Source organism: Bartonella sp. AC70YNML (assembly GCF_042196545.1).
Classification (GTDB): domain Bacteria; phylum Pseudomonadota; class Alphaproteobacteria; order Rhizobiales; family Rhizobiaceae; genus Bartonella.
This window is the reverse complement of the sequence record NZ_JBHIQK010000013.1, coordinates 1-18375: the sequence shown is the minus strand read 5'-3', so window position 1 is coordinate 18375 and position 18375 is coordinate 1. Positions and strand designations below refer to the sequence as shown.

General features: G+C 38.1%; 11 protein-coding genes and 1 pseudogene. 7 read left to right on the top strand and 5 right to left on the bottom strand.

Features of this window, described 5'->3' with window-relative positions; translation table 11 throughout:
• Positions 1–3: 3 nt before the first annotated feature.
• Both gcvH and gcvP read left to right on the top strand, forming a co-directional pair.
• Positions 4–372, top strand: a complete 369-nt coding sequence (gene gcvH, locus ACFIMU_RS07800) for a glycine cleavage system protein GcvH (RefSeq protein WP_375607353.1) — start codon at positions 4–6, stop codon at positions 370–372.
• 5 nt (positions 373–377) lie between these two features.
• Positions 378–3173, top strand: coding sequence for an aminomethyl-transferring glycine dehydrogenase (gcvP, locus tag ACFIMU_RS07795; RefSeq protein WP_375696985.1), 2796 nt, complete (start codon positions 378–380; stop codon positions 3171–3173).
• A gap of 1535 nt (positions 3174–4708) precedes the next feature.
• Here the strand turns inward: gcvP and alr are convergent.
• Positions 4709–5824, bottom strand: a complete 1116-nt coding sequence (gene alr, locus ACFIMU_RS07790; RefSeq protein WP_375687784.1) for an alanine racemase — start codon at positions 5822–5824, stop codon at positions 4709–4711.
• A 1076-nt stretch (positions 5825–6900) separates the two neighbouring features.
• Between alr and ACFIMU_RS07785 the strand changes: the two genes are divergently transcribed.
• On the top strand, positions 6901–7728 hold the full coding sequence (locus tag ACFIMU_RS07785; RefSeq protein WP_375696983.1) for a ferredoxin--NADP reductase: 828 nt from the start codon (positions 6901–6903) through the stop codon (positions 7726–7728).
• A gap of 18 nt (positions 7729–7746) precedes the next feature.
• Positions 7747–8193, top strand: a pseudogene (locus ACFIMU_RS07780) (ferredoxin--NADP reductase); the annotation flags it as partial.
• On the opposite strand, the gene eda reads toward ACFIMU_RS07780, so the two are convergent.
• Positions 8172–8837, bottom strand: a complete 666-nt coding sequence (gene eda, locus ACFIMU_RS07775) for a bifunctional 4-hydroxy-2-oxoglutarate aldolase/2-dehydro-3-deoxy-phosphogluconate aldolase (RefSeq protein ID WP_375609694.1) — start codon at positions 8835–8837, stop codon at positions 8172–8174. The pseudogene ACFIMU_RS07780 and the gene eda overlap by 22 nt on opposite strands.
• A 115-nt stretch (positions 8838–8952) precedes the next feature.
• Between eda and ACFIMU_RS07770 the strand changes: the two genes are divergently transcribed.
• The 3 genes from ACFIMU_RS07770 (at position 8953) to ACFIMU_RS07760 (ending at position 13379) form a co-directional block, all read left to right on the top strand.
• Positions 8953–9870, top strand: a complete 918-nt coding sequence (locus ACFIMU_RS07770; RefSeq protein WP_375695509.1) for a rhodanese-related sulfurtransferase — start codon at positions 8953–8955, stop codon at positions 9868–9870.
• 1716 nt (positions 9871–11586) lie between these two features.
• The gene (locus tag ACFIMU_RS07765) at positions 11587–12720 is read left to right on the top strand and encodes a type III PLP-dependent enzyme (protein WP_375609695.1); all 1134 of its coding nucleotides are present in this window, start codon (positions 11587–11589) and stop codon (positions 12718–12720) included.
• Positions 12721–12794: 74 nt separating this feature from the next.
• A complete protein-coding gene (locus ACFIMU_RS07760) occupies positions 12795–13379 on the top strand; it encodes a GNAT family N-acetyltransferase (protein WP_375608101.1) in 585 nt (194 codons plus the stop codon).
• Between the two features lie 1447 nt (positions 13380–14826).
• Here ACFIMU_RS07760 and ACFIMU_RS07755 read toward each other — a convergent pair.
• The 3 genes from ACFIMU_RS07755 to ACFIMU_RS07745 form a co-directional block, all read right to left on the bottom strand.
• Positions 14827–16398, bottom strand: a complete 1572-nt coding sequence (locus ACFIMU_RS07755) for a DHA2 family efflux MFS transporter permease subunit (protein WP_375607346.1) — start codon at positions 16396–16398, stop codon at positions 14827–14829.
• 24 nt (positions 16399–16422) lie between these two features.
• Entirely contained in the window at positions 16423–17517 is a 1095-nt protein-coding gene (locus ACFIMU_RS07750) for an HlyD family secretion protein (protein WP_375607345.1), read from the bottom strand.
• 172 nt (positions 17518–17689) lie between these two features.
• Positions 17690–18082: a Fur family transcriptional regulator gene (locus tag ACFIMU_RS07745; RefSeq protein ID WP_375607344.1), complete on the bottom strand. Its 393-nt coding sequence runs from the start codon at positions 18080–18082 to the stop codon at positions 17690–17692.
• Positions 18083–18375 lie beyond the last annotated feature (293 nt).

The window sequence follows — 18375 nt, the reverse complement described above, 5'->3', positions numbered from 1 at the left end:
TTTATGTCTAAAACTTATTTTACACAAGACCATGAATGGCTTAGAGTTGAAGGACAAGTAGTGACTGTTGGGGTTACGCATTATGCGCAAGAGCAATTAGGGGATTTGGTTTTTGTTGATTTACCACAAAGTGGAACAAAACTTTCCAAAGGAGAGGCGGCGGCTGTTGTGGAATCAGTGAAGGCGGCTTCAGATGTTTATGCTCCTCTTGATGGTGAAGTGGTCGAAAGAAATGAAACATTGGCGGATAATCCTGAATTGGTAAATCAGAAAGCCGAAACAGAAGGCTGGTTATGGAAGATGACATTGCAAGATGAAACTCAACTGGACGAGTTGTTAGATGAAGATGCTTATAAGGCTTTGATTGGATGAGTACCATGATCGAGCGTTCTTTTTCTTCTCGACATATTGGGCTTCGTCCTGATGAAACACAAAAAATGCTTGATGTTTTAGAGCTTGATAGTGTTGAGACACTCATTTCTCAAGCTGTTCCACACTCTATCCATTTGGGACGTTTATTGAATCTTCCAGAGTCCGCTAGTGAAGGACAAGCCTTAGAAGAACTCTCCAAGATGATGGAGCGTAACCATGTGCATAAAAGTTTTATTGGGCAAGGATATCATGGAACTTATGTGCCTCCGGTTATTTTACGAAATCTGTTTGAAAATCCTGCTTGGTATACTGCTTATACGCCTTATCAAGCAGAAATTAGCCAGGGTCGTTTAGAGCTTTTGTTTTATTTTCAGACATTGGTTAGTGAACTAACAGGTTTGCCTGTTTCTGCTGCTTCCCTTCTTGATGAAGCAACTGCTTTAGCTGAAGCCAATGCCCTTGCTTTTCGCTCTTTCCGTGAGAAAAAAACAAAAATTTCTCTTCAGAGTCTTTTACATCCTCAAACTTTGAGTGTTGCGCAAACGCGTGCTGAAACACAAGGGATTCAGATTAGCCAAAATGGCGAAATTGATTCTGATACAGCGGCAATTGTTTTATCTTGGCCAGATACAAAAGGTTCTTTTCATGATTACAGTGAGATCATAAAAGAGGCAAAGGAAAAGGGAGCTTTAGTTATCGTTGTAGCTGATCCTTTAGCGCTTACCCTTCAGGAGCCACCTGCTCAATGGGGGGCAGATATCGTTGTTGGCTCTATGCAGCGTTATGGCGTTCCGATGGGATTTGGTGGTCCACATGCTGGTTACCTTGCTGTGAGTGATGCGTTAACGCGTCTTATTCCAGGGCGTATTGTTGGTCAATCCGTGGATACCAAAGGACGCGTTGGTTTTCGTTTGGCTTTGCAAACACGTGAACAACATATTCGGCGTGATAAAGCGACGTCAAATATTTGTACAGCGCAGGCTTTGTTGGCTAATATGGCAACCGCTTATGCTGTTTGGCATGGGCCAAAAGGCTTACAAGAAATTGCACAGCGAATTCATCATTTAACATGTCGTTTTGTTGCTGGTTTAGAAGCAGCAGGGGTTCATGTTGAAGGGAAAAGCTTTTTTGATTGTGTGAGTATTTCTGTTAAGGGAAAAGCGCGTGAGATTGCGCATCAAGCCAAAATAGGTGGGCGCCTTATTCGTGTTCTTGATGATGACACTATTGCAATCAATTTTGATGAATTATCAACAGAAGGAGATGCTGGTGCTTTAGCGCAGCTTTTTGGGGCACAATTAGGCGATAAGGCTTCTCCTCGACTCTTTGGAAAAAAACGGGAGGCTGCTTTTCTTTCTCAGCCTTTTTTTCATGCGGTTCATTCAGAGACAGATATGATGCGCTTTTTGCGTCGTTTAGCGGATAAGGATTTGGCGCTGGATCGCGCTATGATCCCTCTTGGTTCTTGTACAATGAAGCTTAATGCTGCGGCTGAATTAATGCCTGTAAGTTGGGCTAGTATGGCCAATATACACCCCTTTGTTTCACAAGAGGATGCAGCGGGATATTTGGAGATGATCAACCAGTTAAATGCGTGGTTGTGCGAAATTACAGGATTTGCGCAAGTTTCTTTTCAGCCAAATTCTGGTGCTCAAGGTGAATATGCTGGGCTTTTGGCTATCCGACGATATTACCAATCACGGGGAGAGCATCAACGTACAGTTTGTCTTATTCCTGCATCTGCGCATGGTACCAATCCAGCCTCGGCCCATATGGCAGGGATGGAAGTCGTTGTGGTAAAATGTTTAAGCGATGGTGATGTTGATGTAGACGATCTCAAGATGAAAGCGCAATTGCATAAAGATAAATTGGCTGCTCTTATGATTACTTATCCTTCAACCCATGGTGTTTACGAGGAAAGCATTAAGGAAATTTGTTCTATTATTCATGAAAATGGCGGACAAGTTTATTTTGATGGTGCTAATCTCAATGCCCTTGTGGGTCTTGCTCGTCCTGCGGATATTGGCGCTGATGTTTGTCATATGAATCTTCATAAAACATTTGCCATTCCCCACGGGGGGGGTGGTCCTGGTATGGGACCAATTGGTGTTGCAAAGCATCTCAAACCATTTTTACCAGGTCATGAACAGGATGGGACAACACATGCGGTTTCGGCTGCTCCTTATGGAAGTGCGTCTATCCTTGCGATTACATGGATGTATATTCGAATGATGGGGGCTGATGGCTTAAAATATGCAACACAAATAGCCATTTTAAATGCCAATTATATTGCTGCACGTCTTTCACCAGTTTATTCCATTCTTTATCGGGGCAAGCATGGGCGTGTTGCGCATGAATGTATTGTGGATACACGCGTGTTGAAAGAGCAGTATGGGGTGAGTGTTGATGATATTGCAAAACGTCTCATTGATTATGGATTCCATGCGCCCACGATGTCGTTTCCTGTTCCGGGAACTTTGATGATTGAGCCAACGGAATCAGAACCAAAAGCAGAGATTGATCGTTTTTGTGATGCTTTACTCTCTATTGCTGAAGAGGCTAAGAAAGTTGGTAGCGGGGTTTGGCCAAAAGACAATAATCCATTGGTGAATGCCCCCCATACAGTGGTAGATACTTTAGATGATGCTTGGGCACGACCCTATTCGCGACAAGAAGCTGCTTTTCCCAACAGTTTTCTTGATCCAGCCAATAAATATTGGCCTCCTGTATCGCGTATTGATAATGTTGCGGGAGACAGAATGCTTATTTGCTCGTGTCCGCCATTGGGAAATACCTATTAAACGAAAAATATATATTTAATTGGTTTATTTGCATGAACAAAAAAAGCCCACACATTTTGTGTGGGTTTTATGCTTATTGGTTCTGTTGCTATGGCGTTATTTGTCTGTTTTCTAGAATTTTGCATTGTTTTTTATAACATGAGCAAAATCGAAAAAGTTGACAAAAAAGCTGTGTTTTGTCGGCAATAGGTATGCTCTCCTTTGCCTTCTACCGTATGACATGGTTTTAGTGACTAGGCCATCGGTCTAGCCAGCTAATCATGTAAACGAGAGCGAAACCTATGAGGATAGGTCACGTCTGTTGCATGTGTTGTGATATACTACTCGTCACTAGGGTGACGACGACCGGTTGTAGAAAGAATAAAATCAATTTTAGTGTTTTTGATGATAAAGACACGCGAAACTCTGTTGTTGCATCTTTTCGAGTCAAAAATTGTCTAAATATTTCTCTTTAATCTGCTTTTTATAAATATGACGCAAAAATATATAAGAACATCTGTTAGAATGAGCAAACGCAAAGCCAAATGTATTATGGGTATTTTTTACAAGGTGTCTTATAAAAAGCCGGCACATCTTTCCACTTCATTGCAAGTCAGTTTGTGACTTTACGGCGCTGTTTTCCTAAGAGCTCGTGTGCTTTAGCTGTTTCCTGTAAATCAACATCCAAACTTAACGCAGCGAAATTTTTTGAGCCAGAGATTGAGAAAAAAGAGCTTTATGAGTAATTCCTGCTTTTGTTTGTCAGATGAGGGCGAGGGAATTGCGTATTTTTGTTGACGTAACCTTTTAAACTGGAAGACAATCTAATTTTGGAAAAATGTAAAGCCGTAAAGATAAAAATCAATCCTCAGTTTATCATCTCCTTTTAATTCAGCTTTGCGGCTTTCAAAAGCATTTAAAGCAATGTTTTTTAATAATAGGGATTGCACATTGCTCCATGCTTTTATTTATTGTGTTCTTTAGTGGGGGCACGATCCTCATGTGAAACAGAACGCTCCAAAAAGAATATACTTGGGTTGTTAATTCAGATGTTTGTTTTAAAGACACATTTCGCTTCCAATCCCATTTCGCGACGGCGCTTGTGAGTGGAACGATAAATCTATTAAGAGCCCCCCCAATCTTTACACTTCATAACGGAATAAGCCGGCACTATCATACATTTTGCCAGCGCTTAATGTTATAGCTCTTGGCACTATGGTTCATAAGAGGCATTAATCTTTTCTTAAATCATTTTTATCTACACATAATCCAGTTTGTGGTATGCAAGCGAATGATTTTAATTGGGAAATTAATTTTAAAAAATTTGTAGTAGATTCTTTTTTGTCAATTTATGGGGAAAGGTTAAGTTTTTGTATTTTAGATGAAAGCTACTTCCATAAAATAGTCCATCAACTTGTCTGTTTTGAGATTTCTGTGAATGTACGGTGTCTGTGACCATTCTGTGTGGTTGATTGTTGTAAAATCTTTTGTAAAAGCCCCTCAATTTTCTAAAATGATGATTTTTATCAATTTATTTCTTTATGGCTAAAGAGTTTTTATGTGTAAATGTATTTATAGCGTGGTCCAAGAGATGTTAGAATTTCATTGGGAAGGGTATTGGCATCTATAGATACTTTTTCAAGTGTTTGATGGGGACCAATGAGTTCGATCCAGTCACCTGTTTGAGGTTTTTGATCAAGATCAGTTGTATCTACAATAATGGAATCCATAGAAACCCGCCCAACCATGGGAAGTTTGTGCCCGTTGAAATAAACAGTTCCTTTATTCGAAAGAGCACGGAGCCAGCCGTCTGCGTAGCCTATAGAAATGGTTGCAAGAGTGCTTGGTCTGTTGGTTATAAAGCTTTCTGCATAACCAACAGGTGTATCTACATCAACAACACGGTTTTGAAGAACTTGAGCTTCAAGTTTTAAAACAGGTTTTAGAAGGGATGCGTGTTTTCCTGAGGGGGCGCTTCCGTAAAGTGCAATACCGGGGCGAACAAGATCAAAATAAAAATCTGATCCTAAAAAAATACCTCCAGAATTGGCAAAGGAAGCTCTACAGGTTGGTAGTTGCGCAAGGGCAGTTTTGAAAGAAGTTAATTGGGCATAATTTGATGGGTGGGTATCATCTTCTCCGTTAGCAAGATGACTGAGAATATATTTTATGTCTGCTTTTTTGAAAATTGTAGGGTGTTTGATGAGCTTTTGTAATTCTTTTTGATCAAGTCCTAATCGGTTCATATGGGTATCGATTTGAACAATTGCTGGAAATTTTTTATCTTTTTTTTGACAAATTTTTTGCCAATTTTCAATGGCATTCCAAGAGTTCAAAACCGGAACAATACCAGACTGTGCGACAAATTCTTCTGCTAAGTGTGGAAGTCCATTCAGAATGGCAATCATGACATTTGATGGTAAAATGCTTTTTAATTGGAGTGCTTCTCTGATTTGTGCGACAAAAAAAGTGCGACAACCAGCTTGATAAAGGGCAGGAGCAATTTTGTGAACGCCTAATCCATAAGCATTTGCTTTTACAACTGCTGAACATTCTGTTGGGGCTACACGTTTGGCTAAAGTGATATAATTGGCAACAATGGCACTGACATCAATGGTTGCGACAGCTGCATAGAGTGATGTATTTATTTCGTCATTAACGGAATTTTTCATTTTAAAATCTTATCTGTATTCGTGAAATACGCAGTTTTCTTTGGTTATTTTATAGAGGTTACTTATGAGAGATGAAAGATACGGTTTGCTATGGTCAAAATCATAAGAAGCCTATACTGCCATTAAAGTCGTTTTTTATGTAAAATGCTACTCTGGATATAAGAGATACTTTAGTTTTATTTGTGTTGTTATCAACATGGTGTTTTCTGATAATTTGTGAAGCATAGATTTTTATTTTTTTTATTTATTTTTAATTGAGGCTTCTTAAAAAAGAAAGCATAGTTTATTGTATTGTATCATTTTGAAGAGTGCAATGTTAGACTATTGTTGCTGGTATGATTGTTTTGATTAAATATTGCATTGGCTGCTTATTTAGAGAAGGTAAAATGATTAAATTAACCACGTTAAATCAATGCATTACAAGTTTTTACCATAAAGGGGAAGATTACTCATCTGTGTAATTTTGGATGTCATCTTATGCATTTAAAGTTACTTTTGTTAAATGGGAAAGAGTGTATAAACACTTTCTGATACATCAATAGCTGTTGATTTGGACATTATTTCTTTTCAAGATGAAGTGGGAATACGATATTTGCTTTTTATCGTTTGATTGGTTTTTAGTGAAATCAATTTATCGATCATAGAAGGTGTTCGACTCATTTATTTATGGAAAGGGCAGTGTAAAAAGGTCAGTAAAGAAAACAATGGATGTAATGCCGAAAACTTTGTTGTGGAGTCGTGCGTTTATCGTTCAATCCACAGATGTTTTTTCTCTCTTAATTTTAAGGTTTTCGGTTATAAATTTTGCAAAGAGAATAAAGTGTTGTAGCGGCACACTGTATACTATGCATTATGTGTTAAAGTGGAAAAGAGTACCGTGATTGCTTAACACTCGATGTTTTTGTTTCTCTTTGAATATGATTTGTATTCACATTTTTTTCATTCGATTAATTTTGACATAAAAGTGTTAATCTTAAGGCTTTTGGTTTAAGAAAATTGTTGGCAGATGATTATACAAGGATTATATCACGTCAGGGATTCGAAATTTAATAGTCAATAAAGATATGGGGAAGAGTATGAATACGTCTGCTACCAATGTTCCGTCAAACATCAGCAGCGTTGCAAATTTTCCGATTCCTGCGAATGTATTCGCTCTTACTGTCCAAGAGGTTTTTCACTATACAGATCGATTATTTAAATTTCGCCTGAATCGTCCGGAAAGTTTTCGTTTTCGTTCAGGTGAATTTGTTATGATCGGTTTGCCAAATGCAGAAAAGCCAATTTATCGTGCTTATTCGATTGCAAGTCCTTTTTGGGATGAACAGCTTGAGTTTTTTTCGATAAAAGTTCCAGGAGGGCCATTAACCGAGCATCTCCAAAAAATTAAAATTGGTGATACAGTTCTCATGCGTAAAAAATCTACAGGAACGTTGGTTCTTGATGCTCTTATTCCTGGAAAACGTCTTTATCTTCTTTCAACTGGGACGGGGATTGCTCCTTTTGCAAGCCTTATTCGTGATCCTGACACTTATGAAAAATTTTCAGAAGTTGTCCTTATTCAAACAACGCGTGAAAAGAATGAGTTAATTTATGCAAAAGATCTTGTTTCCTCTTTGCAACAAGATCCACTCATTGGAGAGTATGCACAACAGTTGAGATTTTATCCTATGACGACTCGTGAATCTTCTGAGCATATGGGCCGTATTACGACTGTTATGGAAAGTGGAGATTTTTTTGAAACAACAGGCCTTCCTAAAATTCATCCTGATGAAGATCGGGTGATGATTTGTGGTTCCATGGCAATGTTAAAAGATTGCGCAAGGATGTGTGAAGGTTTTGGTCTTGTTGAAGGGGCTAACAATGCTCCTGCTACTTATGTTGTAGAGCGCGCTTTTGTGGAGTAATGAGTGGGAAAATTGGTGCTTTATCTTCTTTCAAACCGGTACGGGGGTTTTCCTTTTGCAAGCTTTATTCGTGATCCTGACATTTATGAAAAATTTGCAGAAGTTGTTCTTATTTAAATAACGCGAGAAAAGAATGGATTAATTTGTGCAAAAGATCTTGTTTCCTCTTTGCAACAAGATCCACTCATTGGAGAGTATGCACAACAGTTGAGATTTTATCCTATGACGACTCGTGAACCTTCTGAGCATATGGGCTGTATTACGACTGTTATGGAAAGTGGAGATTTTTTTGAAATAAGTGGCTTTGAAACAACAGGCCTTCCTAAAATTCACCCTGATGAAGATCGGGTGATGATTTGTGGTTCGATGGCAATGTTAAAAGATTGCGCAAGGATGTGTGAAGGTTTTAGTCTTGTTGAAGGGGCTAACAATGCTCCCGCTACTTATGTTGTAGAGCGCGCTTTTTTCGATAGAGAGGAGAGTTGTGTTGCAGTATGCGCTAATGCAGTAATCGAATCCCAATCACTTATTGCGATGAGCGGTTGGGGTGCTATCCAAGAACCACCAACGCAGAAGACATTGGGCAGTTGGAGCCATTGTATTGCACTTTTTTGTGTAATACCGCCTGTTGGGCAAAACCGGATATCAGAGAAGGGAGATGCTAAAGCTTCGATGAATGAAATACCTCCAGCAGCTTCAGCTGGGAAAAATTTAAGATATGAATAGCCTTTGTTTAATGCTTGCATGAGTTCACTTGGGGTCATTGCAGCGGGAAGAAGGGGAATTTCACTATTTTTTGCACAATTGATTAATTCATTGGATAATCCGGGGCTTACAATAAACTTTGCGCCTGCTTGTTCGGCTTGCTCGTAGTGTATCGTGTTGAGAACTGTTCCAGCGCCAACGATTGCTTCAGGGACTTCTTGGGTAATTTTCTGAATTGCTTTGAGGGCATTTGGTGTTCGCAAGGTGATCTCAATTGTTTTTAATCCGCCTTTGACAAGAGCGCGTGCTAAGGGTACAGCACTTTGTAGATTGTCAATGAGCAAAACAGGTATAACAGTTTGTCCTTGGAGATATAATAAAAGCTTTTCTCTTTTTTGGCACATGATATTTTTTCTTCTTGGAGATGATATTATTTGTATCGTTTGATTAAGCACAATATGTTAAAGAGTACATGAATAAATCTTGAAATTGAATGAAACGCGCGTTATGGCAAAACACATGGAAAAGAATTTTAAAGTTGCTGCACTTTATTGCTTTGCAGATTTGAAGCATTATCGTCAATTACAAAAACCTTTGCAGGATTTATGTCAAGCAAAGGATATCAAAGGAACCCTCCTTTTAGCACAAGAGGGAATTAATGGAACTGTTGCTGGTTCTTGTGCTGCGATTGAGGCATTGGTGGATTTTATTGTGGCGGAGCCAGCGTTTCAAACGCCGGAGATTAAATATTCATGGGCATCAAAGATGCCTTTTCATCGTATGAAAGTGCGGTTGAAAAAAGAGATTGTGACAATGGGGGTTGAAGGTGTTGATCCGCTAAAAGTTGTTGGTACTTACGTCGATCCTGAAGATTGGAATGCTCTTATTCAAGATGAAGAGACAATTTTGATCGATACACGGAATGACTATGAATATGCGATTGGGAGTTTTCAAGGAGCGATTGATCCGCAGATTAAAACATTTCGCGAATTTCCTGAATGGGTGCGTAAACATGAGGCTGATTTAAAAAAGAAAAAGAAAATTGCCATGTTTTGTACAGGTGGTATTCGGTGTGAAAAATCAACAGCTTATGTTCGTGATCTTGGTTATGAGCAAGTCTACCATTTAAAAGGTGGCATTTTAAAATATTTAGAAAAAATTCCAAAAGAAAAAAGTTTATGGTGGGGTGAGTGCTTTGTTTTTGATGAGCGTGTTTCTGTTCAACATGGTCTTGAAGAATGTGGACGCGAATTATGTCGCGCATGTCGTTCTCCTCTCAATGCTGAAAGCAAGTTATCGCCTCATTATGAAGAAGGTGTTTCCTGTGATGCTTGTTATAACACACGCAGTGAAGCTGATAGAGAACGCTTTCGTGAGCGCCATAGGCAATTCCAATTGTTGAAGTTGCGGGCAATTGATTCTCATCAAGGGACATAACGATATCGTCGTGTAGGGATTTAAATTCTAGCTTTTTTCTCTTAAATTTAAGAGAGAAGCGTTTTTAATATTGGTAGAAAAATTTTATAAGACCGGATGTTGTTCGGTCTTTTTTTTACGTTAATTTGTTGATTTACAAATAATGATTATAGATCGTTTGCTCTTCTTGATTTTATAGGAGTGAGTTCTCCAATATTGTTCATTTTAAAATAAAAAAGCTGTTTCCCAACAGCGCAGAGGAGCGGGATCTATAGTTTTAAGAGAAGAGTGTGTGAATGAATAAGATATGATTCACGAGAGAAGATAAAAGAGCAGCAGCAAAGTTAAGAGAAATAGAATGATAATAGGAGCTTATGATTTTAGAATTTCATATAGTACATTGATTTATAAATGATAATTTATTTAAATTTGAATAATAAGGGTTGAATATCGTGAACTTTATTGCTTTCAGATTTGATGATGACGAATTACACAATCTCATTCATTTGTATATTACAAATGGGAGCAATGTATGAGCAAAACTATTTAAGATAATATGACACATCTCAATGGAGGAGTTTCTGCAATATTGGAAGTTGGCAGATAAAGCGGGGACGTTAGTTATGTCACTTCATAAACATAAAGATGGTGATATGCCGTTGATCTATATCATATGAGCTATATTATACGGGGGCATGATATCTTTCTTAAGCGATGTTGTGAAATAGATGTAGAAGCAGGGATGTTTTTAAGATGTAGATGAGAAAGATAATGGCGTTTTGTGGGGAGATATCATGTTTTTTAAAGATGATGGTGCTTTAGTCGATCCCCGCCCTGTTTTCCATGTTACTAGTCCTTGCATTTGAGGGGATATATTAAGGGGGGATTTTACTCTTTTTTTCAATTGTTTTTTATTCATATATTGTTTTCTGCTTGTGATGCGCAAGAGAATGATTTTTCTTGATTCATTATTAAGGGAGGGAAATGAGAGAATTTTATGATGGGATTTTTGTTTAAGAGCAAAATAATAAATTATCGTTATAAATTAATGTGTTGAGTAATTTATTTTGTGTTATTTTCTGCTGCAGATATTAGGAGATAGAATAGGGTAAAGAAACGAGGGGCTTTTAAAGCAAGATAGTGCTTGATGTCGTACGGATGGTGTAAGGGGGGAATCCCATGAAAGCAGAGGGATGGTTTTGTCTGTTAGAGGAGGAGAGTGTTGTTTTTTCGCATCATTTTATCTTTAAGAATTAAAAAATGTTTAAAATTAAAAAAATGATTGAAATGAGAAAGGATTCGTTTTATAGGATGCCTTGCCCAAAGTCGCACGTGCCTGTGGGTGTCCGCTGGTTCTCAAATGGTGAGATTAACCGGTACGGTACCTGGAACTAACCGCTCCAGTCATTCTTACAGCCAATTGCAAGAATGAGGACATCTTGAAGCAACGACGGTGCGGGCCTTTCTGGTGTCTTCCAGTTTTTAAATACTGGGATAACTATAGAGGCACACCTCATTGCCTTCAGTGCGGAAGTGGTTTTCTCAACTCCAATCAAAAAGGCAGATAAAATAGAATAACGCGGCTTCGCGCTGTTCTTTCGCTGCATGCAATGCTAATTTCTGATTTTTTGTAATCAGAATGGGGATAGTTGTTGTGTGTTTTTTGTCCTTTAGCTTTTGGCAGTTTTGGCTGTCTAAGCGTAGAGTGAGGAAGCTTTTCCTCAAGGAGAATTGCAGATGGCAACACAACGTATTCGCGATTTTCTTGCAACACATCGTTCTGAAGGTCCATGCTTAATTGTTGACCTTGATGTTGTTCGTGACAACTATTTAAATTTTGAAAAAGCTCTACCACAGTCTCGTATTTTTTACGCAATAAAGGCGAATCCAGCTCCTGAAATCTTGCGTTTGCTGAGTTCTTTAGGATCTTCTTTTGATGCGGCTTCTGTTGCAGAAATTGAAATGGCTTTAAAAGCAGGGGCAACGCCAGAGCGTATTTCTTTTGGAAATACGATTAAAAAAGAGCGTGATATTGCGCGAGCATATGCATTGGGTGTTTCACTTTATGCAGTTGATTGTGTTGAAGAAGTGGAAAAAATTGCGCGTGTTGCTCCAGGAGTGCGTGTTTTTTGCCGTGTTCTTACCGATGGAAAAGGTGCAGAGTGGCCATTGTCACGCAAATTCGGTTGTGTCCCTGCTATGGCGGTTGATGTGCTAAGACGAGCACACCAATTAGGTTTGCAAGCTTATGGTGTTTCTTTTCATGTTGGGTCGCAGCAGGTTGATTTGAGTGCGTGGGATCGTGCTTTATCAGATGCTGCTACAGTATTTAAGCGTTTGGAACAAGAAGGTATATCACTGAAATTGGTGAATATGGGAGGCGGTTTTCCAACCCGTTATTTGAAAGATGTTCCTACAGAGCAAGCTTATGGTACCGCTGTTTTTGATTCATTGAAAAAGCATTTTGGTAATCGTATCCCTGAGACGATTATTGAGCCAGGGCGTGCAATGGTTGGCAATGCTGGTGTTATTCGCACAGAAGTTGTTTTGATATCTAAAAAAGCTGACAATGATAATGTACGATGGGTTTATCTTGATATTGGGAAATTTAATGGCCTTGCTGAGACTATGGACGAAGCTATTCGTTATCCCATTGAGACACCTCATGATGATAAGGTGATGGAGCCTTGTATTTTGGCTGGACCAACATGCGATTCGGCAGATGTGCTTTACGAAAAAACACCTTATCCACTTCCTCTATCTCTAACGATAGGAGATGAGATATTGATTCATGGAACGGGTGCTTACACAACAACTTATGCATCCGTTGCTTTTAATGGTTTTGAGCCTTTACGATCATATGTGATCTGACGTTTCTTTTTGACGATAGGGTTATTAGACTTTTGCGATGCTTGTCATTACGCTATAAGAGGGCGGTTATAGAGATGAACATGATTAATTTTCAAACAAAAAATGGGACATGTTTTACACTTTTATTGGAGCAAGAAGCCGATAAGCCTTATCGAGAAATTTTGCTTGATTCAACGATGGGGAGTGGACGTAAACGTAAATCATCAGAGACTTTACGGCGTGGTCGGCTAGCTGCTCAAGGGCTTTCTTTTGTGGTTAAAAATGCTCTGGGAGAGCTTGTGGGAAGTGTACGTCTTTGGCATGTTTCTTTTTTTAAAGAAAAAAATGAAACACAACATGCTTTACTCTTGGGACCTTTGGCTGTTGCCGCTGAATGTGCTGGTATGGGAATAGGATCAATTTTAGTCCGCCATGCAATTGAAACAGCAAAAAAATTGGGATATGGCGCTATTTTATTGGTAGGGGATTTTGAATTTTATCAACGTTTTGGTTTTTCAAATCGCTTAACAGAAAATTTGGCAATGCCTGGTCCTTACGAAAAACATCGGTTTCAAGCGTTGGAACTGATACCAAACTATCTTGCTGGGTGTTATGGCACTTTGGCTCCTAGTGGAGCACGAGCCGTTACAAGTCGTTTTCAGCATCATAAAGTGGCTTGAAGACTGTATTTATTGCGTTTGCAACAGTGCTGGCATTGAGGTGGGCATACTGTTTTGATTAGTATCAAAATGTTGATGCGGTACAAATTTTGGGGGTCGTTGCATTGCAATTGTGTTATAAAGCCTTTTCTTTATGTGACGGGTTTCTTATTTTTAATAATTTCAGTTAAGTGACTAGAAATATATTAAAAGCGCATTTTTTTTGAAATAGCGTCATATTTTACAGGATTAAAGGAAACATATTTTTGAGTGGTTTTGTATTCTTTTAAAGCCGGTATCATCATATAATTTTTTAGTTCTCAATATCGTTGGTAGATCTTGCATAGAAACGATTCGGTATTTTACTCTTTTTTAAACCGTTTTTATCTCTCTGCTTTTCGTGCGCAAGGGAATGATTTTGATTGATTTATCATGAACAGGTTTTGAATAGAAAACTCTCACAATATTCAGATTGCTCATTATAATAGACAACATCATAAATTATGATTATAAATCAATGTCATGACTACGAGAGCTTTTCGTTTATACCACTGAATTTTTCACATCAGAAATGATTATTTGCCTATCGGGAAGAGAATCTTAGAAGCCTTTCTAAAGTATTTGGAGGTGGATTCAATAGCGACGAATGTGCATTTTTGAGAGGTTAAACAAGTGTCTAGACGTTTACTATTGAAGATGTGAGGGAATTTCTGTCATTAACAGTTATGGAGCCACCATGGTAAGAGTAGGGCATAGAAGGGGATCATTTATTGATCAATTTTATTCAAAAAGAGAGATATTTTAAGAAATTTTATACAATTTTAGTGGCTATCGAAAGAGAAGAGGCTTTAAGAAAGAAAAATACGCGGCAGTAGAATCAAAACTGTAAATATTAGCTTCTTTAAAAGAGTGTAAAAAAATAAAATTACATGTTCAAAAGCAGCTTTTTTGAAAAAAAATATCATTACTTTTTTTGCTATAAAGGTAAATCGTTTTGCAATTGGCATGAGAGGATCAAATACAAAATGATTTTTTCATGTAAAATTTTGCATTCAGAATCAAAAAACGTTATCCTACACATTATAAGGGAAATAGGTGCGTGAATAAAAATCACAAGAATCATAAATCTTTTATGAATATTCTTGTAAGACTCAAAAGAGTAAAGGGCAAAGAATCTTTTAATCTTTTGTGCCCTATGGTGATAAATCAAAAATCTGATAGAAATAGCTGCTTTATCTTTATAGTGTGGAGCATGTTAGGTAAGCTCTTTGTTTATTATCATCTAAAACAATTTTTATATGCGAGACGTTATTTTAAAAGTGCGTAAAGAGCTCGCATTGAAAAGGATTTTTATCAGAAGAATCATTTAGAATCACATGTTAATTTATATTGTCTCTTGAGAAGAGATAAAGTGAAAAAATCGAGGAAAGTGATAAAAATCAAAAATATTCTTCAATTTTAATGAATCTTAGTGTCTTGGTGGTGAATCCATGAGGGATGGTATTTTTTTGAGAAACATGGTCATAAATGCTAAAACACCAAAGATAATGGTTATGATAAAGAAAATATCACTAAAAGCCATAATCATTGCTTGTATGCGTGCTATATTAAACAATTGAGAAAGAGCAAGAGTGTAGGAATCAAAGGTTTCTGTTTTGAATAATAAAATAAGCTTTGAAAGCATTTCAGTTGCTTGTCTGTTTGCGTGGTTAAGTGTTTCGGCTATTCGTTCATAATGAAAGTCTGTGCGTTTTGTCATAAGAGTGCTGATAATGGCAAGCCCTACAGCACCACCTAGATTCCGTGTGAGATTAAAGAGTCCAGAAGCATTTTGCATTCGTTCTGGTGGAAGTGTTCCCAAGGCAATATTATTAATAGGAACCATACATAACATTACAGAAGCACCACGGAAAACTTGTGGCCAAAAAAGCTGCCAAAAATCCCACTTATCTGTGATAGCGCTAGCCATCCAAGTGCCTATTGCAAAACCAAAAAGTCCTATTGCCATCATTAAACGTGCATCCATTCGTGCTGAAAGGAATCCTGCAAGGGGAGCAGTTAATAACATGACGAATCCTGAAAGAAACAATGTTTCTCCAATCATCAGGGCATCATAATGGCGGATTTGGCTTAAATAGACAGGATAAAGGTACGTGAGTCCATAAAGACCTATTCCCAAAGAAAAGGAAAAAATGGATGCAGCTGAAAAATTAAAATTAGAAAAAGTAGAGAGATCTACAATGGGTTCTTTTGCTGTAAAAGCACGCCAGAAGAATAAGGCTGCAGCAAGAATCATGATAATAAATAAATTCCGAACCAGCTCATCATTCAGCCAATCATGACGTGCGCCCTCTTCTAGTACATACTCTAAAGTTCCTAGAAAAACAGCCATAGAAATGAGCCCCAACCAGTCAAATTTAGCCATGAGAGATGGATTTGCTTTATCAAAATCAATCAACTTCCAAGCGAGAATTGAAATAATAATCCCAAAAGGCACATTAATGAGAAAAAGCCAGTGCCATGATAAGATATGACAGAGATAACCTCCGACCGTTGGACCAATAGTGGGGGCTAATGTTGCGACTAGTCCAACAATAGGGGTAACAATTGGGCGTTTGGAAGGAGGAAAAAGAACATAAGAGGCGACAAAAACACTTGGGATAATTCCTCCACCAATAAAACCTTGCAATGCACGATAGATAATCATCTCTCCAATAGATGTTGCTGTTGCACAAAGAACAGAAGTAATCGTAAACCCGATCGCTGATATGGTGAAGAAAACACGTGTTGAAAGCAATCGTCCTAAGAATCCAGAAAGGGGCAACATGATGACTTCAGCGATGAGATAGGAGGTTTGAACCCATGAAATTTCTTCAGAGCTCGCAGAAAGACCAGCTTGAACTTCGGCTAAAGAGGAGGCAACGATTTGTATATCCAAAATGGCCATGAACATGCCAAAGGCCATAACTATAAAAATCACAATGCTACGGATTTCTATACGCTCTTGAGACTGTATGGGCTTTGGTATTGAAGATGTCATAATAATGAGGTCATTTGCTTGTTATTATAAGAGACTTTTATCTTGTGGCTTTGTACGTGTATCAACTTCTACTGAAACACTCATTCCTGCTCGGATATGTCCGGTCTTTAAGACTTCTTCTGGAATAGAAATACGTACAGGAATGCGTTGGACAATCTTTGTAAAGTTACCGGTAGCGTTTTGTGGAGGAAGAAGAGAAAAAACAGCACCTGTTGCCGGTGAAATAGAAAGCACTGTTCCTGTAAAGACCTCCTTTTTGAAGGCATCAACAGAAATATAAGCCTTTTGTCCCGCATGAATATTTTGCAACTGTGTTTCTTTATAGTTTGCTTCAATATAAAGTGCATGGATGGGGACTAACGCTGCAAGACGTTGGCCATTTACAACAAAATCTCCCGTTTTTGCTGTTAAATTTCCTATGATTCCATCAAATGGCGCGCGTATAATAGTTGAATCAAGATCACGTTGTGCTTTTTCACGTGTGAGCTCTAAACTCTTTGTTTGGCTTTCTGTTTCACTTCGTTGTGCTTCTAGCACTTGGATATTGGCGCGTGCTGCAGCGATTTGTGCATCTGCACGGTTAACATTTGCGATAGCTTGTTCATAAGCTGATTTGGCATCATCAACATCAGATTGAGGGGCATAACGATTGGCTTTCAGTTCTGTTACACGTTTTAAGGTGAGTTGTGCATTGGTTGCTATGGCTGAAGCGGCTGCTTTTTGCGCTTTTGCATCATCTAAAGCACTATGAGCGGCTGTGATTTGTGCATCAATGCGTAGAAGTGTTTTTTTCTGTGTGTCAAGATGCGCTTCTGTTTGATCCAAGGCTATTTGATAATCACCATTGTCTAAGTAAAATAAAACATCGTCCTTTTTTACAACTTGGTTGGCTTTAATGGCAATTTTTTCAATATATCCATTTAATTTAGTCGCAATAGCGGCTATATCTCCTTGCACATAGGCATCTTCAGTAGATAACATATAACGCCATTGCGTTATCCATTTGTAGCTAAACCAAAGCACAAAAAGTGCAAAGACAATAAGAAGGGCTTTGATTACTTTTTTTTGTTTCGTTTTATCGAGATTTTTTGTTGAAAAAATTGTCTCAGATACGGACATGATTTATACTTCCAATATTTATGTTCCAACGAGTATAATAAGTCTATCACTACAGGGTAGGGTGATATACATGCAAGAGCGATAAGAGCTTTTCAAACAAAGGCGATCCCTGGTACATAATGCTAAATATATAAACTTGCAAGTTAGAGATCTTGTTTTCAAGTTAGCGGTCTTATTTTATTGCGCATTTTTTACAAAGACCTCGTACTTCTAGGGTGCTTTTATGTGCTTGGAAGTCAACAGCTTGAACCATCTGTTTTAAACTCGTTACAATCGTTTGATTTTGTATTTCGTTGACTGTGCCACAGTTTTCGCAAATTATAAACGTTGTAAGTTCATGTTGACAGTTTTCAGGGTGTAAACAGACCACAAAGGCATTTACACTTTCAAGACGATGAATACACTTTAACTGTACGAGTTTTTCTAACGCACGATAAACTTGGAGAGGTGCACGAAAACCTTCTTCGCGTAAGTGATTGAGAATCGCATAAGCACTTAAAGGCCCTTTTGCATTTTTTAAAGTGTTTAAAACCAATGTTTGGTTACGCGTCAGTTTAGATGACATTGACACCTTCCTTTTGCTCTTAAGGGAAAGCATAAAGCGTGTAGGCCGTTTATGCAATGGTGATTATAGAATAGGCCCTTTAACATGATACGCGTCGTGATATATAAGAAGGGTTGTAACTGTTGTGAGAGAAGGGAGACTTTGGGATCTGGAAGCCGCCGTGAACATACAATATACTGATTTATAATGATAATTAATCGTTGTTCATATTGAATGAGAATCCCGAATATCGTAAGATTGTCTCATTTCAAATCTGTTTATCTTGAATCAATCAAAACCATTCGCTTGCACGT

Bases quoted from the DNA above. Each gene is read 5' to 3' on its own strand.
- eda (WP_375609694.1), bottom strand. From the start codon at position 8,837: ATGTGCCAAAAAAGAGAAAAGCTTTTATTATATCTCCAAGGACAAACT.
- ACFIMU_RS07785 (WP_375696983.1), top strand. From the start codon at position 6,901: ATGAATACGTCTGCTACCAATGTTCCGTCAAACATCAGCAGCGTTGCA.
- ACFIMU_RS07765 (WP_375609695.1), top strand. From the start codon at position 11,587: ATGGCAACACAACGTATTCGCGATTTTCTTGCAACACATCGTTCTGAA.
- gcvH (WP_375607353.1), top strand. From the start codon at position 4: ATGTCTAAAACTTATTTTACACAAGACCATGAATGGCTTAGAGTTGAA.
- gcvP (WP_375696985.1), top strand. From the start codon at position 378: ATGATCGAGCGTTCTTTTTCTTCTCGACATATTGGGCTTCGTCCTGAT.
- alr (WP_375687784.1), bottom strand. From the start codon at position 5,824: ATGAAAAATTCCGTTAATGACGAAATAAATACATCACTCTATGCAGCT.
- ACFIMU_RS07755 (WP_375607346.1), bottom strand. From the start codon at position 16,398: ATGACATCTTCAATACCAAAGCCCATACAGTCTCAAGAGCGTATAGAA.
- ACFIMU_RS07770 (WP_375695509.1), top strand. From the start codon at position 8,953: ATGGAAAAGAATTTTAAAGTTGCTGCACTTTATTGCTTTGCAGATTTG.
- ACFIMU_RS07745 (WP_375607344.1), bottom strand. From the start codon at position 18,082: ATGTCATCTAAACTGACGCGTAACCAAACATTGGTTTTAAACACTTTA.
- ACFIMU_RS07750 (WP_375607345.1), bottom strand. From the start codon at position 17,517: ATGTCCGTATCTGAGACAATTTTTTCAACAAAAAATCTCGATAAAACG.
- ACFIMU_RS07760 (WP_375608101.1), top strand. From the start codon at position 12,795: ATGAACATGATTAATTTTCAAACAAAAAATGGGACATGTTTTACACTT.